Source organism: Streptomyces sp. NPDC040432, from assembly GCF_055595445.1.
The window spans coordinates 105733-129396 of record NZ_JBVIVP010000016.1 but is presented as its reverse complement, the minus strand read 5'-3'; the positions used below and the strand labels follow the sequence as shown (position 1 = coordinate 129396).

The following is a 23664-nucleotide window of genomic DNA, read 5'->3' as shown; positions in this document are numbered from 1 at the left end:
AGTCCCGTGGCCGGCAGACGGTCCCGAGCAGGAGGTGCCCCACCCGTGACGGCGAACGGAAATCCCACCATCCGACGGCGCCGACTGGGCGCGGAGCTGCGCCTGCTCCGTCTGGCCAGCGGCCTGGCGGACCTGGTCAGCAGCCACTGCCGGTGTGTGTGACGGGCTGGAGGTGAACCTCGTGCCACGTGTCGTCGGAGTGGCCGACCCACATCTTGATGTCCTCCAGGGTCAGGGCGTAGCTTCCGTTGCCCTGGCACCGGTAGTGGTCGTACTGCTCGGTGTCACCGCGGTGGAGGGCTTCGGTCGTCCTGCCCCAGCCCGTCTCCCGCCACTTCTGGACGCCGTCCTTCTTCATCGACAGCGTGCCCCTCCACTTGCAGGTCGGCTGCTCGCTCCAGAACACCGCCGTCTTGTGCGAGCAGTGCGCGTCCACCGAGACGGCCGGAGACATCCACTCCTTACCGTCGGTGGAGGAGTACTTCACTCCGACAGGACCGAGTGATCGAAGCCGGGGTCCTCCAGCTCCAGGCCGAGCGCGTACTTCCAGTCGATACGGGCCCTTACCGCCTCCGCGGCCTGCCGGTCGGTCAGCCCTTCCACGAACTGCAAGACCACCACCAGCGCCAGCCGGCCCGGTGACCGGGCAGGCTTCCCCCGCGCCGGGAACACCGCAGCGAAGTCCTCGTCCCGGAACAACACCCCCAGCTCGTCCCGGACCCGAATCGCCAGACTCCCTTTGGGAAACGCCCTCCGGGCCACCCGAACCGTCCCTGCCGGGACCTCCCCCGGCTCCACACGCAACGCACGGACGCCCTCCCCGAACACAACGTCGACCTTCACGACCACAACCAGGTCGTGAAGGCCGACGTCACGCTCAGGCCCGGATTGACCAACAGCGTCGGCGTGTGCCGGTCGGGCCCCTTGCGGTCATTGGGTGGCGGTATCGCTGGGCCACCCGTCAGGCGGTCACGGGGGTGCCGAGCATCGCGGAGGCCCGCTGGAGGGGGCTGAGCACGCGCGTGGGCACGGCGGTCCGGAGAAGGCCGCCGCGGCAGGTGAAGCCGAGCTGGGTCATGGCGCGGAGGACTTCGCCAGCGCTGAAGTCGCGGCGGTCCTGGCGGGTGATGACCTGGCCGACCTGTTTGACGGGGTAGGTGCGGCGGCCGATGATCACTGACTCGCCGATGACCTGCTCGGGCTTGATGCCCTTCATCGATTCCAGAACACCGCTTCTGGTCAGGTCGAACGGGAAACGGGCGATGACAAAGCGCATGGATGCCTCACAGGGTGAAGGGGAAACGGGCCGACCACGGTGCCGGTGGTTCAGCGGCTGAGGGCCAGGACGCCCATGGCGCTGCCTTGTTCGTCCACGACGGGCAGGGCGGTGAGCCTGCGGTAGCGCATCGCGTGGTCGGCCTCGGCCATCGTCGTCATGGGCGAGGCGAACGGCCCGCGGTCGCCGAGAACATCGCGCAGACGGGTCCGGTCCGTGTACGCCGCGTCGTCGCGGACGGTGGTGAGTCGGGCACGGGTGACCATCCCGGTGCACAGGCCGTCCTCGTCGCAGACGAGCAGATGGTCCGTGCGGGCGCCGGCCATGACGGCCAGGGCCACCTCGACGGTCATGTCGTCGCAAACCTGTGGACCGGCCGCTTCCATGACATCGTCCACCGTCCGGTTGGCGAGGTCGGCAGGTGCATCGACATGCGCCGGGCGGGGCTGCATCTGGACCAGCGTCAAAAGGTGCCTCCTGCAGAGATGTGTCATTGTCCTGATCACGTGGTTCTCAGGCCGCCGCATCAAAGGCGGTCTGTCGCAGGCTCGCGCGCCGCGCAGCCGACACGGGCCCGCGTCGACCGCGGGAGGCCGTGCTGCGCTTGGGCCGCTCGGACACCGGTGCGGTGATGGTGACCGGGATGCCGGAGGGGGCCTGGGCGCCGGTGATGCGGTTCAGGGCCTCGTCGCCCGAGCGGACCTGGGTGGTCAGCGGGGTGATGCCCGCGGCCTGCATCAAGCGGGCCATCTCGCGGCGCTGGTTGGGGGTGACGAGGGTGACGACGCTGCCGGACTCTCCGGCGCGGGCGGTACGTCCGCCGCGGTGGAGGTAGTCCTTCGGGTCGGTCGGCGGGTCGACGTTGACGACGAGGTCCAGGTTGTCGACGTGGATACCGCGCGCCGCCACGTTCGTGGCGACCAGCACGGTGACGTGGCCGGTCTTGAACCGGGCCAGGGTCCGGGTGCGCTGGGGCTGGGACTTCCCGCCGTGCAGGCCCGCGGCACGGACCCCGCTGTCGAGGAGGTCCTGGGTGAGGCGGTCCACGGCGTGCTTGGTGTCCAGGAACATGATCACCCGGCCGTCGCGGGCCGCGATCTCCTTCGTCGTCCGGTGCTTGTCGGCGCCGTGGACGTGCAGGACGTGGTGCTCCATCGTGGTGACCGCGCCCTGCGAGGGGTCGACGGAGTGCACGACCGGGTCGGTCAGGTAGCGCCGGACCAGCAGGTCGACGTTGCGGTCGAGGGTGGCGGAGAACAGCATCCGCTGGCCCTCGGGACGTACCTGGTCCAGGAGGGCGGTGACCTGCGGCATGAAGCCCATGTCGGCCATCTGGTCGGCCTCGTCGAGGACGGTGACGGCGACCTGGTTCAAGCGGCAGTCACCGCGGTCGATGAGGTCCTTGAGGCGGCCGGGCGTGGCGACGACCACTTCGGCTCCGGCACGCAGCGCACCGGCCTGGCGGTGGATCGGCATGCCGCCGACCACGGTGGCAAGGCGCAGCTTGACCGCCCGGGCGTAAGGGGTGAGGGCGGCGGTGACCTGCTGGGCGAGCTCTCGCGTCGGTACGAGGATCAGCGCGAGCGGCTGACCCGACCCGGCGCTCCGGCCGGCCGTACGGGCCAGCAGCGCGAGGCCGAAGGCCAGGGTCTTGCCGGAGCCGGTACGGCCGCGGCCGAGGACGTCGCGGCCCGCGAGGGTGTTGGGCAGCGTCGCGGCCTGGATCGGGAACGGCGTGGCCATGCCCTCACGGGTGAGCGTGGCCAGCAGCTGGGCCGGCATGTCGAGGTCGGCGAATGCCTCGACGGCGTCCAGCGCGGGGGTGATCGTCTTCGGCGGTGCGAACTCGCCCTGGATCGCGGCGGGCCGACGGCCGTATCCGCCCGAGCGGCTCGGACCTCCGGAACGGCTCGGGGTCGACGAGCCGAAGCGGCTGCCCCGACCCGCACCGGCGCCGGCGGCGAAAGCGGGGCCGCCGGTGCGGCCGCGGGTGCGAGAAGAGCGCTCGTTCGTACGTGTGGGGTTCATGCGGAACCTTCCTCGATACGGCACGTATCAAGGAATTCCCGCAGCGTACGAGAGACGCAGGGAATTGCGAGAACGGGCCGAATGGAATGCGATGGCGATCTGGCGGACAGGAATCTGTTCGGGCTCAGACGCTGAAATGAGGTGGCGTCATGCGGACGCGACAACCAAGAAAAGAAATCGGGTGCAGCTCCGAGAGGGCCAGTCGGCCGGGTCTCTCAATGCTCGGATCTCTCAATGCTTGATACCGCGGGTGAACGCACCGCGGGAAATGCGTGCAGCTGGGGCCCGCACCCCGAGGGATGCGGGCCCCAGCTACAGAATGCGTGTCAGCGTCAGGCGGGAACGATGTTCTCGGCCGTCGGGCCCTTCTGGCCCTGCGCGATGTCGAAGGTGACCTTCTGACCCTCGTTCAGCTCGCGGAAGCCCTGGGCGGCGATGTTCGAGTAGTGGGCGAACACGTCAGCGCCGCCACCGTCCTGCTCGATGAAGCCGAAACCCTTTTCCGCGTTGAACCACTTGACGGTACCAGCAGCCATGTCTATCTCCTTTGGGGCAATACATCGACGTCTGCACTGTGCGGACGCCGTGTCGCCGCGATGATGCCCCGCCCGGAAATTGACCGGGAAATACAAAACGCTTCCTTCGGACCGAAATCCGACTGGAGGCGCTTGAAGTTTTTTGGGTACCAAAACTGCAACCGAGATCGACAGTAGCACGCTGCAGCGGCTTGTGTGCGCTAGATATTTCGGGCTGCCGCATGGCGGCAGAAACTCTCCCCGCAGGATCCGTTAAATCCTCAGGTCGCGGTGACAGATATTTATTCACCCCGAGCGCAGCGTTTTCACGTGCTCGCCGTCGGCTGCAGGATGCGGCAGCGCGGTCGTCGCGAAGTTGGCTGGTTGAAGACGTATTTGGGGGCGGGTGCCGACCTGGCGGACCGCTGGAGCGGGTCTCGCGGTGGTGAGGTCCTGTACGACAACGAACGCGAAGGCGTTGTCGTGGAGGCGGCCAGGGTCAGGGTGCCCGAAGCGGGCTTGCCGCCACGAAGTTCTCCCTTGCCCAACTCAGCGAGGGGCGCCTGACGATCGGGGGGTGAGGGGAAGGAGGTGTCAGGCGTCCCTCCCCTCACCTGCTCTACGGGTGCCGTCGGGGCCGAACGGCACAGGCGACCTTGTCGATCAGGCACTCGTCCATGCGGCGAGGAAGGCTTTCCGCCTGGCCGGATCGGCTGATTTATGGTCGGCGTGCAGGACGCGCCAGGCGGTGAGTTCGAGGTCCCGGAGCCATAGCTCGCCGATGACCTGCGTTTTGAGGTCGGGGAGATGGTCCGATTCGGAGAGCGCCTGGCCGATGACCTCCCCCGCTGCGATGCGCTGGGGCGGGGTCATCTCATCCAAGGCCGAGAGGATCTGCCCTGCCAGACCGGTTCCTTCTCCCGCCAGCGAACTGAGCACGTACTCCTTGATGTTGGCAGGAAGCAGGTACAGGGAACCCGAGGACCTCCACAAGTCCGACCAGAAATGCTCTCCGGCCTCAGTCGGAGCCGGTAGCGCGGCCAGAAGTCCGAGAAGGTGCGCGGTGGCCGCGTATCCGTCTGAGTGGGCCGATGCGACGACGGCGATGTCCGCGACGCGCTCCACGTCGAGGCGGCCGGCTTCGAGGCGGGGGTCCAGTCCCAGCCGCTGTTCCAGCTGATGGGAAAGGGGGACGGACGCGTGGGAGCGGAACTCGGGAAGCATCGGCGGTCCTTGAACGTAGGAGAGCGGAGAGGCTCGTTCGGATCCTTCATCGTTGCCATGAGCCGCCGAATTACACGACTTTCACGGTCTCAACCGGGGGCGGACCGCAAGGAGCAGAACAATGGGGCGGGTGACGTGCCACGTCCGCGGCGGACCTCTGGGGAGCTGATGCGAGCGGGCTCCTACCATGACCACATGGTTGCCCGTGATGCCCAGCACCCCCAGCCCGGACGGGAAGCAGTGTCCCGAGACGACGCCGAACCCGGCAGTGCCTCTTTCGCAGCAACGGTCGGAGGATGTGAGGACTCCCACCCGGTTTCCGACCTGTTCGAACGAGCGGCCGATCTGGTGGAGCCGATCAAACCGAAGCTACGAGGCTGGCTTCACGCCGGAATGGTCCCCGCATCACTGGCCGCGGGCATCGTCCTCATCTGCCTTGCGGGGACGCCGCAGGCCACTGTGGCCTGCACCGTGTACTCCGTCACCGCCTGGATGCTGTTCGGGACGAGCGCCGTCTACCACCTCGGCACGTGGGGACCGCTCGGCGAGGCCGTCCTGCGTCGCCTCGACCACGCCAACATCTTCCTGATCATCGCCGGCACCTGCACCCCGCTCGCCGTGCTCCTGCTCTCCCCTGACCAACGGTCCGTCCTCCTGTGGGTCGTGTGGACGGGCGCGCCGGCAGGCATCGCCTTCCGTGTCCTGTGGGTCGGAGCTCCCCGCTGGCTGTACACCCCCTGCTACCTGGCCCTGGGATGGGCACCAGTGTTCTACCTGCCCGACTTCTTGCACAACGGCGGGGCAGCCGTACTCGCCTTGATCGTGGCCGGCGGGCTCCTCTACAGCGCGGGCGCGGTGGTATACGCCCTCCAGCGCCCCGACCCCTCACCCCGCTGGTTCGGATACCACGAGGTGTTCCACGCCCTGACCGTGGCAGCCTTCACCGCGCACTACGCCGCCATCTTCCTCGTCGCTTCCTAACGCTGTTATCGAGCGACCTTCGTCACGGGGGTATGACTTGACAACACCGTCGGTCACGGATCAGGGCCAGTTCCAGGGCAGGTGACCAGAAGGAACCTTCGCCGACCTCAACAACGCACTCGAGGCCCGCACCAACCACAGCGTCTCCGGCACCTTCTCAGTCCCCATGTGACACGACCCAGCGTCCCGCTGAACACCTACCACAACGCGTTGAGACGTCCCCACGGCCGTGAAGGTGGCCCCTCCCAGTCCGCTACGGGAGCCGCTGGGCGTCCATGTGCAGGCGGACGGTGGTGCCCTGGTCGGGAGTGGAGCGGATTTCGACGAGGTCGCAGAGCTGGTGAGCGAGCCACAGGCCCCGGCCTCCGATCTGCGTCGGTTCGGGGCGGGTACGGCCCAGCGTCACGTCGGGGATGTAGCCGGAGTCGCGGAGCTCGCAGAGGAATGTCGCGTCCTGGGCCCAGGTACGCAGGGTGCCCTGGCCCCCGCCGTGGCGGATGCTGTTCGACGCGATCTCGGTGACGGCGACGGCGAGCTTCGCCAGGCGGTCCTCACGGACGCCCGCGTCGGAGGCGCACTGGGAGACCTTCGAGCGGATCGCACCCAGGTCGCCGTGCGTGTAGCTCAGCTCCTGAAACGGGTCGCACGGGTCGGCCAGGGCGTCGAAGGCGTACTCTCCGCCGATGAGGTAGTCCTCGTTGGGCGCGTACTGGCCGTCGCGGCGGATCTGCGGGTGACACCTGGACAGCGACCACAGCGCATCCTGGTCCTCGTCGGCAGCGTCGTAGGGGCACAGCATCGACCAGGTGGCGCTCCGTGCGAAGGCCCGGTTCATCAGCCATTCGTGATAGCGGAGTTCAGAGAGGTGCGCGGCGCTGCGCGCTTGGCGCCAGGCGGTTTCACCGACGCCCCGTACGGGCCTGCCGCCTTCGCCTCGCTCGGTCATCCATGCCGACCAGGCGGCGATGTGCCGGCCGGGGTTCGGGCCGGCCGTCGCGGTGTCGACGAAGGTGACGGCGGGTTCGTCGGTGAGTTCGCCGCGCAGGAGCGAGGTCTTCTCCGAGGGGACAGCGACGACCACTGCCTCGTCGGCTTCCAGTGCCTCGTGGATGTAGTCCAGGGTCCCGGTCAGGAACTGGTCCTCCCCGCGGTAGGGGTACAGCTCGTGGCGGAACGAGGCACCGTCGGGACGGGCCGGCGCCGAAGGCACGGTCTCGATCATGCCGCCATCACCACCGGCACGCTTTCGGTGGCGTAGCCCGCGAGGTCCCAGCACAGCCGCACGATCTCGTTGGCGCCTTCCACGAAGATCCGGCGGTCCGGCAGGTGAAGGGCCGCGTCGACCAAGGCGTGCATGCCGGCGGCGTCGATCATCTCCACCGCGTCGAACCTCAGCTTCACCATGGGTGCGCGCTGCGTCACAGTCCTTAGCGCCGCGTTGAACGCATCCGCGCACTCCCAGTCGACCACTCCGTCCACACCCCAGCTGTCGGTGCCTGTGCTGAACATCCGGAAAGCCGGACGCGCAGCACGTGTGCCCGTCTCCTGCGGATGCACACACGCCGCCTGCTCCAGCGTGGACTCCTCCCACTGCGCCGCCCTGAACGCGCACACCACGATCGCCCCGCTCTCCGAGGCGAACTCCTCCAGCTTCAGCTCCCGCGCCAGCAGCTCCTCCGCGCCGCCGGGCTCCGCCGACGGGGCCTGCTCGGCGAGGACACGTACGGATCGAAAGCCCTCTCGCACCGCCGCGCTGGCTTCCCGCCGCACCGCGGCCAGCATCACGTCGGTATCGGCCAGGTCCGGAAGATCGAGGATCACCGAGGTCGTGGGGAGGCGGTCTCGCTGAACAGCAGCGCTGCCGAGCGAGCCGATGACGACGACCTTGTCCCCGTACAGAGCTCCATCGGCCACGTAGGAACGTGCACCCGCGAACACGTCGGACGGGTCCACCCTCTAGCAGACGTGGTCACCGAGTTCGACTTCGTCCAGCGTCGCCAAAGCCCGCACCGATCTCACCCCGACCCCTTCCGAACGCCCACGTGACCTGCGAACACAGAACACAGAACACCAATGGGCGACAGCAGATGGCTGTAAAGCCGAATCTGTCGCACACCCGCTCTACCCGGTACCTGCCCATCCCCGCGTGCGCGAACCGCTGACCGGCGGAAAGGACCGGGCGTGCCAGCCAGGCGGCCGGGCAGGCCCAGGCGCAATAGGGCCCGTCCAACGCCTTCGGGGCGGGTCGTTCGCGTATCCGGGGCGCACGTCCCGGTTGGCATCGAGCAGTTGGGCGAGCAACGAAGAGTCGCTGTGAGCGGGGGCCGGCCTCTCGTCCTGATACCGGTGGAAGCCGCCGCAGGGCGTTGACTTTTGGCTGGGGATGTTGGCCCTGGCCGGCGGACCGGCCGACAGCGTGGTCCTCGTCGATATCCCGGAAACGCTGCCCATCTCTCCGTCGACCGCGGTCTGCTGGAACGGGCCGGCGCCAACATCGTCGAGAACGCCGTCGAGTGCTCAAGTACAGCCCGAAAGGTGAGAGCGTCCTGGTGGCCGCCAGCGCCGTCGTCACCCGGCTCGAAGTGCGTGACGTCGACCGCGGGCCCGGCGGCCCCGACGAGGCCAAGGACCGGATCTTCGAGCCGGTCCAGCGATACGGGGACGTCCCCGGGGGCGCCGGGGTGGGCCTCGGCCTCGCCGTGGCGCGAGGTTTCCTGGAAGCCATGGACGCCACCCTCACCGCCGAGGACACACCCGGCGGCGGCCTGACTGACGATGGTCCTCTCCCTTCCCCTGTAGGACGGGGCACCGCAGGCACGCCCCGACCTACCGGCCGGGGCTACGACCTGATCCGAAGGCCTGTGCCCTGAAGCACTGATAAGGGCTACGAGGTCCTTCGTACGTCGCCTGGGCGGCCGGGATGGGGAGGGGGGCGAGGGGCACAGGTCGATGCTGGGCATCGGTGAACCCGCCTGGCGCCATGCGCGTTGCGTGTCGCACCCCGCTGATCCGCCAGGACGGAGAGCAGATGCCCAACGACGTCTACCTCACCGCTGCGGACTACCCGTTCGATGTCCTGGACGACGCCTGCGTACCGTCTGTCAACTCCGCTCCGCCCACATTCCCGACGGGATGGCCGGCCGTACGCGGCCCGACGCCGGCCACGTCGGCGGCCGCGGCCTCTGGCTCGCCCATCGGCTCCGCGACCTCGTCGAAACCGATCCATCCGGGATCAAGGCCCAACTGTCCGCTTCCGAGGACGTCCCGCAGTAGACACTGCCGACGCTCCCCCAGACCTCCATCAGACGGCCTGCACACTCATCCGGCATCCGTTTGGCTTCAGCCGCAGGACGTCGTCGGCGTCCGTGGCTGCTTGTGGAACGCGGACCTTACGATTCGGGCCGCGAAGAAGCCGATGACGGCTGTTGTGGCCGCCAGTCCGATGCCGGTCAGGTTGAGCGGTTCGGTTTCCAGGATCGACCGGAGTGCGGGAAGGTAGAGCGCGGCTACCGCGAGGAGTGCGGAGGAGAGGACGGCCAGGGGGAGGAAGAGGTTATCCCTGGTCATAAGGCGGGCTCGAAGGCCCAGGACCACTCCGAGCTGGGCGGCGAGCAGGGCGAGGAAGAGCACGCTCTGCCACGGCAGCTCCCAGGCCCGTGCCGCGAGGGCCGCCGCGAGGCAGGAGGCGGTGACGACGGTGGCGAGCAGGAGGAGTCGCTGCCAGGCGCCCGCGCCGAGGATGTGTTGTCCGGTCGGACGGGGAGGCCTGTTCATGGCGCCCGGTGAGACGGGTTCGGCGCCCATTGCGACGCCGGTGAGGCCGTGGGTGAGAAGGTTGATCCAGAGGATCTGTCCGGCCCGCAGGGGCAGGGGGAGACCGATGAGAGGGCCGGTGAGCATGACGAGGATCTCGGCCGTCCCGCCCGCCAGGCCGTATACGAGGAAGCGCCGGATGTTGTCGTAGACGCGGCGTCCCTCCTCGACCGCCGCGACGACCGTCGACACTTCGTCGTTGGTGAGCACGAGGTCGGCGGCCTGCCGGGCGACCTCGGTGCCGCGTGCGCCCATCGCGACGCCGATGTCGGCCTGGCGCAGCGCGGGTCCGTCGTTCACGCCGTCACCGGTCATCGCGGTGACGGCGCCGTGGGAGCGCCAGGCTTCGACGATGTCCAGCTTCTGCTGGGGGTCCGTACGGGCGAACACCCTGACGGCGGTGAGGTCCTCGACCTGGCCGGCGGCAATGTCCGCGCCGGTGACGACGTCCTTGGGCGAGGCGTCGGCGGCGAGCAGTCCGACCTGGGTGGCCACGGCGTGCGCGGTGGCGGGGTGGTCGCCGGTAATGAGGATGGGGGTGATACCCGCGGCCCGGCAGGCGGCGATGGTGGCCGCGGCCTCCGGTTTGGGCGGATCACTGATGGCGACCAGGCCGAGCAGGTGGAGCCCGGACTCGGCGTCGGCGGCGTCGTCCGGCATGGCGTCCCGTGTCCCGGAGGCGATGGCAAGGACACGGAAGCCGCGTGCGGCCAGCTGCGCGGCCTGCTGTTCCGCCGTGCGCAGCACGTCGGTGTCATCGGCGAGGACGGAGGAGTCCAGGATCGCCTCGGGTGCGCCTTTCAGGCAGACGAGCACCCGGTCCTCAGGCGTGTTGTGCAGGGTGGTCATGCGTTTGCGCAGGCTGTCGAAGGGCGCTTCGTCCGTACGGGGGTGGTTTTCATGGAGGTCGGCCTGGGCGGCGCAGCCCGCTTTGGCCGCAGCTGTGAGGAGGGCTGCCTCGGTGGGATCCCCGATCGCGGTCCAGCGGTCGTCGGGCGGGGCGAGCCCTGTCGGGGGCCGGATCGAGGCGTCGTTGCAGAGTGCCGCCACGGTCAGCAGTTCGCGTAGTGGGCCCCATTCGGTCGGCGTCGGGGGACGGTTGGCGATTGGATGTCGCCTTTCGGCTCATAGCCGACGCCGGAGAGGTCGGCCGTGGCCCGTAGTGTCCAGATGTGCTGAACCACCATGCGGCCTTCGGTGAGGGTGCCGGTCTTGTCAGTGGCGAGGACCGATACCGAGCCGAGTGTTTCCACAGCGGGCAGGCGACGTACGAGGGCGTGGCGAGTGGCCATGCGGCGGGCACCGAGTGCGAGGGCGAGGGTGACGACGGCGGGAAGGGATTCCGGTACCGCGGCAACCGCGAGGCTGATGGCGGTCACGGCCATGATCCCGACGGGCAGGCCTTGCAGGAGACCGAGCAAGAAGACGACCAGGCAGAGTCCGAGCGTGGCGGCGGCCAGGATCCGTCCCAGGGAGGCGAGGCGGTGTTGCAGCGGGGTCGGCTCCCGCCCGCCTTCGAGGAGGGCGGCGATGCGGCCGAGGGCGCTGGCCACGCCGGTTGCCGTCACGGTGGCCACGCCCCTCCCCCGGACGACGACGGTTCCGGCGCTCAGGGTCGTACCCGCGTCCTTGTCCACCGCGAGGGACTCGCCGGTGATCATGGACTCGTCGATAAGGAGGGCCGAGGCCTCGGTGAGATGGGCGTCGGCGGCGATGATGTCGCCCTCGCCGAGCAGGAGGACGTCGCCGGGGACGACGTCGGTGGCCGGGACTTCGCGTGGCGTGCAGTCTCGCAGTACGCGTGCTCCCGGGGCGGACATGGCAGAGAGGGCGGCCACCGCGTTGTCGGCGCGGATCTCCTGGGTCACGCCGACGGTGGTGTTGAACAGGATCACCAGGCCGATGACGACGGAGTCGGCGTGGTCGCCGATGGCGATCGTGAGCAGGACCGCGCCGATCAGGACCATGATCAGGGGGTCGCGGAGCTGCGCGAGGATCCTCGTGTAGAGGGGAGTGGCCGGCTGGGCGGCGACTTCGTTGCGGCCGTGCTCGGCGAGCCGGCGCGACGCCTCCTGCTCGGTGAGTCCCCTGGGCTCCCTTGGCGTGGCGGGTTTCCGGCCGGCCGTGAGCGCGGACATCAGCTCCCCCGACCGGCGGGAACCGTGATGACCGGGCAGTGGGCCCGGTGCAGCAGTCCGTGGACGACGGAACCGAGACGCATGCCCGTGTAGCCCCCGTTCCCGCGACGGCCCAGGACCAGGGCCAGGGCGTGTTCCGCCGCCTTCGCGAGCTCCTCGACCGGGTGGCCTGCCAGCACGTCGTGAGTGAGCGCGACGTCCGGGTACTTCTCCGACCAGCCGGCGACGGTCTCGGACAGCATGCGGCGCTGTGCCCGGAGACCGGCGTTCTTGTCCTGGAACGAGAGCAAGGGCTGGTGCCACAACGAGATCGCCCGCAGGGCGCATCCCCGCACGCTCGCTTCCTCGAAGGCCACTGCCAGCGCCGCCTTCGACGACTCGCTGCCGTCGACCGCGACGACCATGTACGGCGGCTGTTGGCTGACGTGCTCCGCGTCGCCCACGACCACGACCGGACAGTGCGACTGCGCGACGACGGGCAAAACCAGGGAACCGGCGCTGAGGAACTCCTCGGTGCGGCTGAGGTGTCGCGAGCCGAGCACGACCATGGGGGCCTTCAGGGAAAGGCGGCCGAGGACATGTGCCGGAAGCCCGTCGAGCAGGTGGGTGGACGGTTCGAGCTCCTGGTGGCGCGAGCGCGTCCACGCGTAGGCTGCTTCGAGGGTCTTCGATCCGGACCGGCGCAAGTCGATGCGGTGCGTGCTCCAGTCGACGTGCCGGGTGTCGTGTGGCGGTGGCACTGCAAGGGCGAGACACAGTCCGAGCGACCGGCGGTGCGCCTCGTCCGCGGCCCAGGCCAGAGCCATGTGCCAGTCCCTGACCGGGTCGATGCCGATGACGATCTCGTGGCCAGTCATGTTCTCGATCACGACTCGCTCCCCTGACCGTTGGCGTGCCGCGGGACCAGCAGCACGGGGCAGTGCACGTGGTGCAGAAGGTTGTGGGTCACGTGTCCGAGCGTGCGGCCGATGTGGCCCGGGGAGCGTCTCCCCCGACGACCAGCAGGTCCGCGTGCCGGGATGCCTCGGCCAGTGCCCCGGCCACCGAGAAGTTCTTCTCGACGTCCGCCTGGACGGTCAGATCCGGGAAGTCGTCGCGGATCAGGTTGGCCACGGCCTTCAGGCGGTGTGTGTGGCGTCCGCTGATCTCCTCGACGTCGTCGAGCATGCTTACGACGTTTGCCGACGGACTGGAGCAGATTCCATACGTGAATCAGCCGCAGCGAGGCCTTGCGCAGCTCTGCTTCACACGCGGCGTAGCGGACGCAGTCGAGTCGTGTTCGTCGCGGACACCGGCCAGCACGCTGCCCGAGGCGGCCCGCGGGTCCGTTCCCCGCACCACGGCCAAGGGGGTGGTGGCGCTCGCGGCGGCCTTGAGTCCGACGGAGCCGAGCATCAGCGAGGTGAACCCGCCGAAACCGCGGTTGCCGGCGACGATCGTGCCGTGGACGCCGGCGGCACGGTGGAGGCTGGGCACGGGTGCGTTGCGGCTGAACTCCGTGGTGACGTGCAGATCGGGATGGACTCCCGCTACGGCCCCCGCGGTGTCATCGAGCAGTTCGCGGCCCGCCGCACGGACCCGTTCGATGGTTTCCACCGACGCGTAGCCGGCTCTGCTGTCCGTGTCGGCGGCGTGAACGATGTGTAGGGCGCTCCCCCTCAGTGCGGCCTCGGCCGCAGCCCACAGGGCTGCCCCGCGTGCGGGCTCCGACCCGTCGACGCCGACGATGGCCGTCCCGAGTTCCGGTCCGGCAGTGATGCTGCCTTCCATGGTTTCTCCTGATCAAGGGCCATCGTGCTTGCCCTCTCACGCTGGCATCGCGGGCGCGTGGTCGGCGAGGGCCATAGAGGCCAGGACGGGGGCCAACTGGTCCCTGTCCGGCTCCCGTAATCGGCGTGAGCCTGCGTGGACGGACCCGGTCGGCCCGCGTAGCAGGACCGTTCGGCCCTCGGTACGGACGCCGGCGGGGCGGACGGCGGCTGGTACGGCTGGTGCGCACGCCGGACTGCCCGTCGTGGACGAGGGCGACCGGGTGGGCGGCGTCGTCTCCGAAAGCGACGTGCTCGCCCGCACGGCCCGTACGGCCGCGGACATCATGTCGACTCCCGCTATCACGGTCCGCGCACAGGACTCCTGGTCCTCGGCTCCCGTGGGCTGGGCAGTGTGGTGGGCTTGGTCGTCGGCTCCGTGAGCCTGTCCGTCCTCACCGCCACCCGGACACCAGTGGTCCTCGTACGGGCCGTGGACGACTGGGAGAACGCGGGCGCAACGCCGTACGGCGAAATCGTCGTGGGTGTCGACATCCATCAGGCCTGCGACACGGTCCTGGCCTTCGCCTTCGAGGAAGCTCAACGCCGCGACTGGGCAATGCGGGCGGTGCACGGCTGGAAGCTCCCTTCCGCCTCCGGCCAATCCCCCGTCCTCAATCCCTCGGTCGCGAGCGAGGTCGACCGCACCGTCGCCCAGATGCTCGACGACATGCTCGTGCCGTGGCGGCTGAAGTTCCCGAACGTGCGGCTTGAGGAGAAGACCTTCATCGGTTCAGCGGGACAGCAGCTCGTCCAGGCCACCACGGGCGCCGACCTCGTCGTCATCGGACGCCGCATCCGCCGTTGGCCCATGGGCACGCACCTCGGCCCGGTCGCCCGCGCCGTCCTCCACCACACGGCCGCGCGGGCAGCCATGCTCGCCCACGACTGACCGCCCGCCAGAGCCGGCCGATGTCGGTCATGCCCGACCGCCTTGCCGGATACCTGCATGTCCGCGCTCCGTGGAGGACCTTGAATGTTCCGCACAACGGCTGAGGCCGTGCCGGGTGCCCTTCCGTCCGCCAGGGCCTCAGTCCTCGTCCGTTCCTGATTCAGTGGGCAGCCGACCGGACCAGCCGGGTTCCACTCGCTTCCAGTCCCGTTCCCAGGCGGACAGGCTGTGCGCTTCGACGGTGCGAAGTCTCAGGTGGACTACAGCCGCGGCTGTGAGTGCGATCAGGGCGGCGGCAGTGCCGCCGACCGTTATCGCGGCGACGGCGCCCTCGACTTCGGACCGAGGGCCCCGCACCGTACCGCCCGCGTCGTCCACCCAGATGGCAATGGGCCGGCCTGCGGGAGTGCTGGGCGGGACCTCGACAAGACCGGCGCGTCGGGTGGCTGCGGGGAACTCCCAGACGGCCTGCGCGACGGCCTCGGCGGCGCCGCCGGTCCAAGCGTCGGGTGCGTGTTCGGCGGCCCCAACCGTCGTGGCCGTGATCCGGTGCAGGCTCTCGGCCTTGGACCGCGCGGCACGACTGTCGGCGTTCCACACAGCCAGCCCGCTCGCCACCGCGCTGGGAACGGCGAAGAGAACCGACAGGCCGAGGCCGATGAGCCACCGGGCGCGCGTCCGGTCAGCCTGCCGGCGCAGCGGATTGGGCGATGTTCCGTGAACCATGGCGGGCCTCCGGTCGGGAGTGTTCTCGTCGAACGGGTCAGTCGGCAGAGGCGAGCTCGGCACCGATGTGATGTGCCCAGGCCTGAACGCGCTCCGGGTCACGGAAGTCTCCGCCCTTGCCTTCGCGTACGAGAGCGCGGGCGAGCAGGCCGGGTGTTCCGGCCGTGATGCTGCCGCCGAGAGTGATGTGGTCGCGGGCGCCGAGTCGTCGCATCTGCCGGGCTACGGCCCGTACCGGCGGGCTGTCGTGCTGTTCGGCGGAGGAGTCCACCGGTCCACTGCTGAACAGCCGGACGGGGGCAGTGCTTCAGCTGCCGGGTGTTGCGTGGCGCGCAGCGCCTCGCAACACCCGTTCCACCGCCCCGCATGGAGGAAGCCGCCGAGCAACACGGCGTCGTGGCCACGGATGTCCGTGCCCTCGCCGGCCGGACCCGCGACCGCGTCGATCCCGTCCTCGCGCAGCGACGTTCCGATCCGCTCAGCGATCCCGGCAGTCGCACCGTACTTGCTTCCGTAGGCGACCAGAACCCGTTTCGTTTTCATGCGTTCCTCCTTCGGTCGTTCCTGCGAGCCCCGTACGTGGTGCGGGCCGGGTGCCTTCCACTGTCCGCTCGAAAACCGTGCAGCCCGTAGGGACCACTGGGGGTCGGTCGGGGCCGTCCGGCCTTCCCGGGTCGGTCCGGCCCTGGGGACGTAGGTGGGAGATCAATCCGAGGGGGGACGGAACCAGTGCTCGTCTCCCGCCTCCGCCACGACGGCCTGTTCCCCGGGCAGCACGAGGTTGACGGAGCCCGCCAGGGATTCCGGCACGGTGATACCGAGCCTGCCAGGGAACCGCCGGAGGCGGACGCCGTGGTGTCCGCGGTGGCAGAGCGTGAAGGAGACGGGCTCGATCTGCCCCAGGGGGACGGGTTCGACGTACATGCCTGCCGGGCCGGTCTCCAGGCCCGTGACGCCGCGTTCCGCAAGGTCCAGGGTTCCGGCCATGGCGCCCAGGTGGATGCCTTCGCCGGTGGTTCCGCCCTGGATGTCGGTCACATCGCCGAGGAGTGCCTCCTCGCAGTATTTCCGGGCGTCGGGCTCCTCCAGGCGGGCCAGTACCCAGCCGTGCACCAGGCTGCTGAGTGTGGATTCGTGGCTGGTGCGCGGCAAGTAGTAGGCGACGGTGGCCCGCCATGTCGCGTCGTCGAGCCGGTAGCCGAGCCGGCCGAAGAGCCCGTACAGCTCGGCGGGCCGGAAGAGGTAGCCGAGCATGACCACGTCGGCCTGTTTCGATGCCTGGTAACGGTTGGCCGTGTCCCCTTCGGATTCGAGGATCCGGTCGAGCCTGCGGACGTCGCGGTAGCAGGCTCGGTAGGCCTTCCAGTCCAGCTCGGCCAGGTCTTCGTATCCCTCGAACTGGCTGATGACGCCTCGGTGGAACGGGACGTACAGGCGGCGGGACACCTCGTCCCAGTGCTCCAGCGCGGCGCGGTCCAGGCCGAGGCCGCCGGTCAGTCAGCTCCGTCCGGTGTGCGGGGGGGGCAGCTCGGCGAGCAGTTCGAGTCCCTGCTGGATGACAAAGGCGGCCATGACATTGGTGTAGGCGTTGTCGTCGATTCCGGGGCTCGTGGCGTCGGGATAGGCGTCGTGGTACTCGTCCGGGCCCAGCACACCGCGGATGTGGTACCGCTTTCGCTCCGGATCGTAGACGGCGGCGTCGGCCCAGAAGGCGGCGATCTCCAGCAGAAGTTCGGCGCCGGGGCCGTGCCTGAAGCCGGTATCCCCGGTGGCCCGGCCGTACCGGCAGACGTTCAGGGCGATGGCGGAGCCGACATGGTGCTGCAGGTGGGAGTGGTCGGGCAGCCAGCGGCCGGAGCAGGGATTGAGGTGCAGGGCCGGGCTGTCCTCTTGGCCTGAACTTCCGCTCTGCCAGGGGAACATGGCCCCACTTTGCCCGGCTTGCCGGGCTGCGGTGCGGGCAGCCGGCAGACGTCGGTGACGGTACATGAGCAGGGCCCGCGCCACTTCGGGGAAGTGCAGGGTGATGTAGGGCAGGACGAAGAGTTCGTCCCAGAAGACGTGGCCCCGGTACGCCTCGCCGTGCAGACCCCGTGCGGGGACACCCACGTCCAGCTCGGCGGTGTGCGGGGAGAGCGTCTGGAGCACGTGGAAGAGGTGGAGGCGCAGGATCCGGCCCTTCTCCCCAGCCACGCTCAGTTCGCCTTCTTCCCAGAGCCGTTCCCATGCCGAGTGCTGCGTCGTGAGCAGTGCCGGGAACCCGGCTGCTCCGGAGGCGTGTTCGATGGCACGCTCCAGGAGGTCTCCGGCGGGCCTGCCGAGGGAGGTGTACAGGGCCACGGTCTTCACTACCGTCGCAGATCGCCTGGGCGTCACGGGCAACGTGAACGTCCGGACCGTTCCGGTCGCAGTGCGGCTCGTCGCGACGGGTGTGCCGGGTCGGGTGACCGTCCTGGCGGCGAGGGCGATGTCGATGCGGGAGGAAGTCGTTCGGCAGGCGATCCAGGCGAGGCCGTGCGGTGCGAAGCCCGTCCGGTGATCGGTCAGGTGGTGGCCGTCGAGCCCGCTGTAGCGATCCACTCCCGCGTTGGTGACCGCTGCGTCGAGCCCTGATTCCACTTCGACGTTGCCGCTCCAGCCGTACGCGCGGAAGGTGGTCCGCCGGGCTGCGAGGAACGGGTCCCCCATGTGCACGATGCGCAGGTGGGTGACGCCGAGGCGGCGGCCTCGGCCGTCCTCGAAGAGCATGTGCCGGGTGAGCGTCCCGCGGCGCAGGTCGAGCACCACCTTGTGGTGCAGCATGCCGGGGTCGTCGGGCGTCAGCCAGTCGCGGGGAAAGCCGTCGTCGGCGATGCAGCGGTAGCGCAGCACCGTCCAGTTGGGCAGGTTGACCATGTCTTCGTTGTCGACCTGCTGTCCGGCCACGTGGGAGGTGAGCCGGTTGTAGCAGCCGGCGGCGTAGGTGGCGGGGTAGTGGACGGAGCCCGCCGGGGTCTCGGGGGCGGCGCCGCGCGTGGCGAACCGCGAGCGCCGGAGCGACGTCGGTGAAGGCATCGACGGTCACGTCGTCCAGAAGGCGTACGAACTCCTTCTCCTTGCGCGCCGCGACCGCCCAGACCGTGTCGGTACCCGGGGCGTTGCCGGGGCCACCGGCCGGCAGGTCGATACCTCGCGCGTCCAGGAAGGCGGCCGCTCCGTCCAGCCGGGGCTTGCCGTCGACCCACTGGCGGTACTCACGATCCGCGCCGAAAGGCGGCTGCCGCCCCTTCCCGGACGCGGTCCAGGCGTCCAGACAGCTGTCGAAGGCGGTCTTCCAGGCTGCGGCGTGCAGCCGTGCCGAGTCGAGCAGTACGCCGTCGGTGTCGAACACGACGGCACGTAGCGCGCTCACCCGGATCGCGCGCGGCGGCCGCTGATCCGGGTGGGGGTGATGGACATCCAGTGCGTGCGGGGGCCGCCGGCCCAGGGAAGCGAGCGGGAGATCGAAAACAGGTGGCTGACGCGCGCCCCGTCCGTGACGCCGGACAACTCGCCGACGACCATGACGCTCCAGCCTTCTCGCATCGCGTCGTCGATGTGGTCCACCTCGAAGGCGACCTCGGTCCCGGTTGCGTCGGCTAGCCGGGAGTTGGCTGCTGTCCGGAACGCGATCTCGTCTCCCAGGACGACGTAGTTGACGGGAAAGACGGCGAGTCCCTCCAGGCCGGAAAACCCGACCCGGCCGATGCCGTGGGTGGAGAGCAGGCAGTGGCACTCCGCCTCACCCAGCACCGTCAGCTCGGAATCACGCATGGCGGTCCCCATGCCGGGCGGACTGTCGGTCGTTCTCCCGGTCAGCTCGGAGACGGTGGTGCCGAGGCCGTCCGCGAGACATACGAGCATGCCCATGCTGGGCGCCGACTCCCGCTCCTCCACATAGGTGATGTACGACGCGGCCGCCCCGACGCGCTGCGCGAGTTCTTCGCGTGTGATGCCCAATTCTTCGCGGCGGGCGGTCACGCGCCGTCCGAGGTCGCCGCGGGCAGCGGGAACCTTGATCGGGGACGGATCTGCTGCGGTCTTTCCCATGATCGTCACACCCTTGCCATGTCGAAGCCGGTACAGGAGGGTCCCGTGGGCGTCCACCCCAGGCTGTACCCGCTGCCGGCACGTGGCCAGTGCCGGTCGGCCCCCTACCTGGGCCCGCCCGGCCCACTTCCGCGCAGTGCGGACCTCGGACGCCCTCACGGTTCGAGCAGTCAACTCCCCTGATCCGTTTCGGATACCAGCCAGCGGTGGATTTCGATGGTCATCGCGTGGATGGCACGGGTCAGTTCCGTATGGGTCTGAGCTCCTGCTCGACAAGGTCAGGGTCGGCCTTCGCCTGTTGGAAAGGCCGCCTGGCGGCCTTGCGCACCGTCTAAGCCGGCCCCCAGCCGTGCGGCGATGACGCAGAAGGGGCCGTCCGGCCCTCGCAGGGGGCCGATCCTGCCCTTCCCGCCCCGGCCCCACGAGAGCAGCGTGTCAGGCATCGGCCAAGCCGACGCATACCCCGGCCCGCGGTCCGAAGGAGTACTCATGACCACGTACCGAATCGCGGAGCTTGACGCGCACTGGCGCGCCGCGAACTACCTGGCCGTCGGCCAGATCTACCTCCTGGACAACCCGCTGCTCACGGAGCCGCTAGGGCCGGAACACATCAAGCCCAGGCTGCTCGGGCATTGGGGTACCGCACCCGGCCTGAACTTCGTCCACACCCACCTCAACCGGGTGATCAAGGAGCGTTCGCTGGAGGCGCTGTGCGTCTGGGGGCCCGGCCACGGCGGGGCCGCCGTGCTCGCCAACTCCTGGCTGGAGGGCACGTACAGCGAGACCTACCCGGACATCGGCCGCGACGCGGACGGGATGCGCAAGCTGTTCCGCCAGTTCTCCTTCCCTGGTGGCGTCCCGAGTCACGTCGCGCCGGGGACACCGGGTTCCATCCACGAGGGCGGGGAGCTCGGCTACTCGCTCGCCCACGCGTACGGGGCCGCCTTCGATCATCCCGGACTGCTGGTGGCCTGCGTCATCGGTGACGGCGAGGCGGAGACGGGGCCGCTGGCCGCTTCCTGGCACTCCAACAAGTTCCTGGACCCGGTCCACGACGGCGCCGTCCTGCCGGTCCTGCACCTCAACGGCTACAAGATCGCCAACCCGACCGTGCTGTCGCGCATACCCGAGGCGGAACTCGACGCGCTGCTGCGTGGCTACGGGCACGCCCCCCTCTACGTTTCCGGCAGCGACCCCGCCCTCGTCCACCCGGCCATGGCCAGGGCCCTTGACCAGGCCCTCGACCGCATCCACACCATCCAGGCGGAAGCGCGGGCCGCAGGTGCGGATCCCGGCAATGAGCGCGCGCGGTGGCCGATGATCGTTCTGCGGACCCCCAAGGGCTGGACGGGGCCGGCGACCGTCGACAGCCTGCCGGTCGAGGGCACCTGGCGCGCGCACCAAGTGCCGCTCGCCGAGGTCCGCGAGGACCCCGCACACCTGCGCCAGCTGGAGGATTGGATGCGTTCCTACCGGCCGGAGGACCTCTTCGAGGCCGATGGCCGTCCGGTGTCCTCCGTGCTGGCGTGCGTTCCGGAGGGTGGGCGGCGACTGGGCGCGAGTCCGTACGCCAACGGCGGCGGGCTGCTGCGCTCGCTCCCCCTGCCCGGCCTCGACGCGCACGCCGTCCCCGTGGAGAAGCCCGGCAGCACCCTGCACGAGCCGACCCGCGTCCTGGGACGCTACCTCGCGCAGGTCATGAGGGATACGGCCGGACGGCGGGACTTCCGGGTCTTCGGACCGGACGAGACCGCGAGCAACCACCTCGACGACCTGTACGACGCGACGGGAAAGGCCTGGCAGGACCTGACGGAACCCACCGACCGGAACCTGTCCCCGGACGGCCGGGTCATGGAGATCCTCTCCGAGCACGTCTGCCAGGGCTGGCTGGAGGGGTACCTCCTGACCGGCCGCCACGGCCTGTTCTCCACGTACGAGGCCTTCGCCCACATCGTCGACTCGATGGTCGGCCAGCACATCAAATGGCTCAAGAGCGCGCGCGAGCTGAGCCGGCGCGCGCCCATCGCCTCCCTCAACTACCTACTCACCTCGCACGTCTGGCGCCAGGACAGCAACGGCTTCTCCCACCAGGACCCCGGCTTCGTCGACCACGTCCTCAACAAGAGCCCGGATGTCGTACGCGTCTACCTGCCGCCGGACGCCAACACCCTCCTCGCCGTGGCCGATCACGCCCTGCGCAGCCGCGACCAGGTCAACGTGATCGTCGCCGGCAAGCAGCCCTGCCACGACTGGCTGTCCATGGACGAAGCACGCACACACGTCGCACGCGGCGCCGGAATCTGGGAGTGGGCCGGAACGGACGACGGGGCCCAGGAGGTCGACGTCGTTCTGGCCTGCGCCGGAGACGTGCCGACCCTGGAGGTGCTCGCCGCCACCACCCTGCTGCGCCGGCACCTACCGGAGCTGACCGTGCGCGTGGTCAACGTCGTCGACATCGCCCGCCTGATGCCGCGGGAGGAGCATCCGCACGGGATGACCGACACGGAGTACGACGCGCTCTTCACCACCGACAGGCCCGTCGTCTTCGCCTACCACGGCTATCCGTGGCTGATCCACCGCCTCGCCTATCGCCGGACGGGCCATCCGAACCTGCACGTCCGCGGCTACAAGGAGTCCGGTACGACCACCACTCCCTTCGACATGGTCGTCCGCAACGACCTCGACCGCTACCGGCTCGTCATGGACGTCATCGACCGCATCCCCGGCCTCGCCGGGCGGGCGGCGGGCTTGCGCCAGAGCATGTCCGACCAGCGGATCCGCCATCACGATTGGATCCGCCTCCACGGAACCGACCTGCCGGAGGTCGCCGACTGGTCCTGGCCCTACTGAGCGCCCGCTCGGGGTGAGAGGGGTGGGCCGTCCGGGCCGACGAGGGTACCGAACGGCCCTTCCCGGGCCGGCCGCCACCGGCGGAGGGTGGAGGCGTACCCCCGAACGGAGAACCGCCATGAGCACCTCCTCCCTCCACCGGCTCACGTCCTCCCCCGACCGCTTCACCCGCGCCGTGTCCCCGGAGCACCGCGGCAGCCTGCTGGCTTTGGCCCACGAGAAGAACTTCCCCGCCGGTGCACGCCTGTTCAACCAGGGTGGGCACACCGGCCATTTCTGGGTCATCCGGTCGGGCAGCGTCGGCATGGACGTGCACGTGCCCGGCAGGCAGGCCGCGGTCGTCGAGACAGTCGGCCCCGGCGAGCTCGTCGGCTGGTCCTGGCTGTTCCGCCCCTATACCTGGCACTTCGGCGCCGAGGCCATGACACCGGTACGCACCGACGAGTTCGACGCCGCCGCCGTGCGCATGCTGATGGACTCCGACCCCGCACTCGCCTCCGAGATGTGGCAGTGGGTGGGTCAGGTGCTCGCCCACCGGCTCATATCCGCCCAAATCCGCCTCCTCGACCTGTACGCGCCCCACGGCAGCGGAAGCAGCATCTGAGACAATTGAGCCCAGACGTATCCCGACCCGAGGGTGTGGCGCGGATGTCCAATGCACCAGCTGCCACCCCGGCCCCCACCAGGGTGTTCCTCCTCGACGACCACGAGGTCGTCCGCCGGGGGCTCCACGACCTCCTGGACGCCGAGCCAGACATCGAAGTGGTCGGCGAAGCAGCCACGGCCGCACAAGCCCTGGCCCGGGGGCCGGCCCTGAAGCCGGATGTCGCGGTGCTCGACGTACGGCTGCCCGACAGCGACGGCATCACCGTCTGCCGCGAGCTGCGCTCCCGCATGCCGGAGATCGCCTGTCTCATGCTGACGTCCTTCGACGACGAGGACGCACTGCTCGACGCGATCATGGCCGGCGCAGCCGGTTACGTCCTGAAGCAGATCAGGGGCTCGGACCTGGTCGCCGCCATCCGGACAGTCGCGACCGGACAGTCGATGCTCGACCCGGCGACGACCGCGCGCCTGATGCGCTCACTGAGGGACCCCGCCTCCGGTAAGCCGCCCGAGGACCAGCGATTGACGGCCCTCTCCGAGCGCGAGCGCGCCGTACTGGAGCTCGTCGGCGAAGGCCTCACCAACCGACAGATCGGCAAACGGCTCTTCCTCTCGGAAAAGACGGTCAAGAACCACATCTCACGGCTGCTCGCCAAGCTCGGGGTCGAGCGGCGCGTCCAGGCGGCGGTCATCGCCGCCGAGGTGCGCGAGCACGACGAAACCCGCCGCTGACGTCCGG

At 69.5% G+C, this 23664-nt stretch carries 23 protein-coding genes and 3 pseudogenes; 7 read left to right on the top strand and 19 right to left on the bottom strand.

The genetic code is table 11. The annotated features are described in order from the left end of the window. Window positions 1-136: 136 nt before the first annotated feature. The 7 genes and pseudogenes from ACZ58N_RS27625 to ACZ58N_RS27595 all read right to left on the bottom strand — a co-directional run bounded on the left by ACZ58N_RS27625 (window position 137) and on the right by ACZ58N_RS27595 (window position 5043). Window positions 137-454 (bottom strand): hypothetical protein, encoded by a 318-nt coding sequence (locus ACZ58N_RS27625; protein WP_471165036.1) that lies wholly within the window; start codon window positions 452-454, stop codon window positions 137-139. 32 nt (window positions 455-486) lie between these two features. Further along, window positions 487-804, bottom strand: a pseudogene (locus ACZ58N_RS27620) (transposase); the annotation flags it as partial. 157 nt (window positions 805-961) lie between these two features. Further along, window positions 962-1276: an SCO5918 family protein gene (locus tag ACZ58N_RS27615; protein WP_471165034.1), complete on the bottom strand. Its 315-nt coding sequence runs from the start codon at window positions 1274-1276 to the stop codon at window positions 962-964. A 50-nt stretch (window positions 1277-1326) separates the two neighbouring features. Beyond that, the gene (locus tag ACZ58N_RS27610; protein ID WP_471165031.1) at window positions 1327-1743 is read right to left on the bottom strand and encodes a CBS domain-containing protein; all 417 of its coding nucleotides are present in this window, start codon (window positions 1741-1743) and stop codon (window positions 1327-1329) included. A gap of 46 nt (window positions 1744-1789) precedes the next feature. Beyond that, window positions 1790-3304 (bottom strand): DEAD/DEAH box helicase, encoded by a 1515-nt coding sequence (locus tag ACZ58N_RS27605; RefSeq protein WP_471165029.1) that lies wholly within the window; start codon window positions 3302-3304, stop codon window positions 1790-1792. Window positions 3305-3636: 332 nt separating this feature from the next. Beyond that, entirely contained in the window at window positions 3637-3840 is a 204-nt protein-coding gene (locus tag ACZ58N_RS27600; protein ID WP_008734853.1) for a cold-shock protein, read from the bottom strand. Window positions 3841-4482: 642 nt separating this feature from the next. Next, window positions 4483-5043 carry a hypothetical protein gene (locus ACZ58N_RS27595; RefSeq protein ID WP_471165027.1) on the bottom strand — a complete coding sequence of 187 codons (561 nt, stop codon included), beginning with the start codon at window positions 5041-5043 and terminating at the stop codon, window positions 4483-4485. A gap of 195 nt (window positions 5044-5238) precedes the next feature. Here ACZ58N_RS27595 and trhA point away from each other — a divergent pair, with 195 nt between their 5' ends. Beyond that, window positions 5239-6024 (top strand): PAQR family membrane homeostasis protein TrhA, encoded by a 786-nt coding sequence (gene trhA / locus ACZ58N_RS27590; RefSeq protein WP_471165024.1) that lies wholly within the window; start codon window positions 5239-5241, stop codon window positions 6022-6024. Window positions 6025-6277: 253 nt separating this feature from the next. Here trhA and ACZ58N_RS27585 read toward each other — a convergent pair whose 3' ends face one another. Continuing rightward, window positions 6278-7246: an anti-sigma factor RsbA family regulatory protein gene (locus ACZ58N_RS27585; protein ID WP_471165021.1), complete on the bottom strand. Its 969-nt coding sequence runs from the start codon at window positions 7244-7246 to the stop codon at window positions 6278-6280. After that, entirely contained in the window at window positions 7243-7962 is a 720-nt protein-coding gene (locus ACZ58N_RS27580) for an MEDS domain-containing protein (RefSeq protein ID WP_471165172.1), read from the bottom strand. The genes ACZ58N_RS27585 and ACZ58N_RS27580 overlap by 4 nt, the downstream gene beginning before the upstream one ends. 448 nt (window positions 7963-8410) lie before the next feature. Between ACZ58N_RS27580 and ACZ58N_RS27575 the strand changes: the two are divergent. Next, window positions 8411-8894: pseudogene (locus tag ACZ58N_RS27575) on the top strand (sensor histidine kinase); the annotation flags it as partial. 262 nt (window positions 8895-9156) lie between these two features. Continuing rightward, window positions 9157-9297 (top strand): hypothetical protein, encoded by a 141-nt coding sequence (locus tag ACZ58N_RS27570; RefSeq protein WP_471165019.1) that lies wholly within the window; start codon window positions 9157-9159, stop codon window positions 9295-9297. A 66-nt stretch (window positions 9298-9363) separates the two neighbouring features. Here the strand turns inward: ACZ58N_RS27570 and ACZ58N_RS27565 are convergent, their stop codons facing one another. The 5 genes from ACZ58N_RS27565 to ACZ58N_RS27545 all read right to left on the bottom strand — a co-directional run bounded on the left by ACZ58N_RS27565 (window position 9364) and on the right by ACZ58N_RS27545 (window position 13745). Continuing rightward, a complete protein-coding gene (locus ACZ58N_RS27565; RefSeq protein ID WP_471165016.1) occupies window positions 9364-10887 on the bottom strand; it encodes an HAD-IC family P-type ATPase in 1524 nt (507 codons plus the stop codon). Between the two features lie 2 nt (window positions 10888-10889). Further along, window positions 10890-11975 carry an HAD-IC family P-type ATPase gene (locus ACZ58N_RS27560; protein ID WP_471165013.1) on the bottom strand — a complete coding sequence of 362 codons (1086 nt, stop codon included), beginning with the start codon at window positions 11973-11975 and terminating at the stop codon, window positions 10890-10892. Continuing rightward, window positions 11975-12844: a universal stress protein gene (locus tag ACZ58N_RS27555; protein WP_471165010.1), complete on the bottom strand. Its 870-nt coding sequence runs from the start codon at window positions 12842-12844 to the stop codon at window positions 11975-11977. Before ACZ58N_RS27555 ends, ACZ58N_RS27560 begins: the two co-directional genes overlap by 1 nt. Before the next feature lie 76 nt (window positions 12845-12920). Further along, window positions 12921-13142, bottom strand: a complete 222-nt coding sequence (locus tag ACZ58N_RS27550; RefSeq protein ID WP_471165008.1) for a hypothetical protein — start codon at window positions 13140-13142, stop codon at window positions 12921-12923. 45 nt (window positions 13143-13187) lie between these two features. After that, window positions 13188-13745 (bottom strand): universal stress protein, encoded by a 558-nt coding sequence (locus ACZ58N_RS27545; protein WP_471165006.1) that lies wholly within the window; start codon window positions 13743-13745, stop codon window positions 13188-13190. Window positions 13746-14138: 393 nt separating this feature from the next. On the opposite strand from ACZ58N_RS27545, the gene ACZ58N_RS27540 reads away from it, so the two are divergent. Beyond that, the gene (locus ACZ58N_RS27540; RefSeq protein ID WP_471165004.1) at window positions 14139-14675 is read left to right on the top strand and encodes a universal stress protein; all 537 of its coding nucleotides are present in this window, start codon (window positions 14139-14141) and stop codon (window positions 14673-14675) included. Window positions 14676-14813: 138 nt separating this feature from the next. Here ACZ58N_RS27540 and ACZ58N_RS27535 read toward each other — a convergent pair whose 3' ends face one another. The 5 genes and pseudogenes from ACZ58N_RS27535 to ACZ58N_RS27515 form a co-directional block, all read right to left on the bottom strand. After that, on the bottom strand, window positions 14814-15401 hold the full coding sequence (locus tag ACZ58N_RS27535; RefSeq protein ID WP_471165002.1) for an Rv1733c family protein: 588 nt from the start codon (window positions 15399-15401) through the stop codon (window positions 14814-14816). 37 nt (window positions 15402-15438) lie between these two features. Beyond that, window positions 15439-15672, bottom strand: a complete 234-nt coding sequence (locus ACZ58N_RS27530; protein ID WP_471165188.1) for a hypothetical protein — start codon at window positions 15670-15672, stop codon at window positions 15439-15441. Next, entirely contained in the window at window positions 15624-15944 is a 321-nt protein-coding gene (locus ACZ58N_RS27525) for a flavodoxin domain-containing protein (protein ID WP_471165000.1), read from the bottom strand. The genes ACZ58N_RS27530 and ACZ58N_RS27525 overlap by 49 nt, the downstream gene beginning before the upstream one ends. A 162-nt stretch (window positions 15945-16106) precedes the next feature. Continuing rightward, a pseudogene (locus tag ACZ58N_RS27520) lies at window positions 16107-18455 on the bottom strand (glycoside hydrolase family 65 protein). Between the two features lie 333 nt (window positions 18456-18788). Then, entirely contained in the window at window positions 18789-19469 is a 681-nt protein-coding gene (locus ACZ58N_RS27515) for a helix-turn-helix domain-containing protein (RefSeq protein WP_471164999.1), read from the bottom strand. A 489-nt stretch (window positions 19470-19958) separates the two neighbouring features. Between ACZ58N_RS27515 and ACZ58N_RS27510 the strand changes: the two genes are divergently transcribed. The 3 genes from ACZ58N_RS27510 (at window position 19959) to ACZ58N_RS27500 (ending at window position 23657) form a co-directional block, all read left to right on the top strand. Further along, window positions 19959-22319: a phosphoketolase family protein gene (locus ACZ58N_RS27510; RefSeq protein ID WP_471164997.1), complete on the top strand. Its 2361-nt coding sequence runs from the start codon at window positions 19959-19961 to the stop codon at window positions 22317-22319. Window positions 22320-22437: 118 nt separating this feature from the next. After that, complete coding sequence (locus ACZ58N_RS27505; RefSeq protein ID WP_471164994.1) at window positions 22438-22923, top strand: Crp/Fnr family transcriptional regulator; 486 nt, start codon at window positions 22438-22440, stop codon at window positions 22921-22923. Between the two features lie 44 nt (window positions 22924-22967). Continuing rightward, window positions 22968-23657 carry a response regulator gene (locus ACZ58N_RS27500; protein WP_471164991.1) on the top strand — a complete coding sequence of 230 codons (690 nt, stop codon included), beginning with the start codon at window positions 22968-22970 and terminating at the stop codon, window positions 23655-23657. Window positions 23658-23664 lie beyond the last annotated feature (7 nt).

Bases quoted from the DNA above. Each gene is read 5' to 3' on its own strand.
- ACZ58N_RS27595 (WP_471165027.1), bottom strand. From the start codon at position 5,043: ATGCTTCCCGAGTTCCGCTCCCACGCGTCCGTCCCCCTTTCCCATCAG.
- ACZ58N_RS27505 (WP_471164994.1), top strand. From the start codon at position 22,438: ATGAGCACCTCCTCCCTCCACCGGCTCACGTCCTCCCCCGACCGCTTC.
- ACZ58N_RS27525 (WP_471165000.1), bottom strand. From the start codon at position 15,944: ATGAAAACGAAACGGGTTCTGGTCGCCTACGGAAGCAAGTACGGTGCG.
- ACZ58N_RS27605 (WP_471165029.1), bottom strand. From the start codon at position 3,304: ATGAACCCCACACGTACGAACGAGCGCTCTTCTCGCACCCGCGGCCGC.
- trhA (WP_471165024.1), top strand. From the start codon at position 5,239: ATGGTTGCCCGTGATGCCCAGCACCCCCAGCCCGGACGGGAAGCAGTG.
- ACZ58N_RS27625 (WP_471165036.1), bottom strand. From the start codon at position 454: ATGTCTCCGGCCGTCTCGGTGGACGCGCACTGCTCGCACAAGACGGCG.
- ACZ58N_RS27600 (WP_008734853.1), bottom strand. From the start codon at position 3,840: ATGGCTGCTGGTACCGTCAAGTGGTTCAACGCGGAAAAGGGTTTCGGC.
- ACZ58N_RS27500 (WP_471164991.1), top strand. From the start codon at position 22,968: ATGTCCAATGCACCAGCTGCCACCCCGGCCCCCACCAGGGTGTTCCTC.
- ACZ58N_RS27550 (WP_471165008.1), bottom strand. From the start codon at position 13,142: ATGCTCGACGACGTCGAGGAGATCAGCGGACGCCACACACACCGCCTG.
- ACZ58N_RS27560 (WP_471165013.1), bottom strand. From the start codon at position 11,975: ATGTCCGCGCTCACGGCCGGCCGGAAACCCGCCACGCCAAGGGAGCCC.
- ACZ58N_RS27535 (WP_471165002.1), bottom strand. From the start codon at position 15,401: ATGGTTCACGGAACATCGCCCAATCCGCTGCGCCGGCAGGCTGACCGG.
- ACZ58N_RS27615 (WP_471165034.1), bottom strand. From the start codon at position 1,276: ATGCGCTTTGTCATCGCCCGTTTCCCGTTCGACCTGACCAGAAGCGGT.
- ACZ58N_RS27510 (WP_471164997.1), top strand. From the start codon at position 19,959: ATGACCACGTACCGAATCGCGGAGCTTGACGCGCACTGGCGCGCCGCG.
- ACZ58N_RS27570 (WP_471165019.1), top strand. From the start codon at position 9,157: ATGGCCGGCCGTACGCGGCCCGACGCCGGCCACGTCGGCGGCCGCGGC.
- ACZ58N_RS27515 (WP_471164999.1), bottom strand. From the start codon at position 19,469: ATGGGAAAGACCGCAGCAGATCCGTCCCCGATCAAGGTTCCCGCTGCC.
- ACZ58N_RS27545 (WP_471165006.1), bottom strand. From the start codon at position 13,745: ATGGAAGGCAGCATCACTGCCGGACCGGAACTCGGGACGGCCATCGTC.
- ACZ58N_RS27585 (WP_471165021.1), bottom strand. From the start codon at position 7,246: ATGATCGAGACCGTGCCTTCGGCGCCGGCCCGTCCCGACGGTGCCTCG.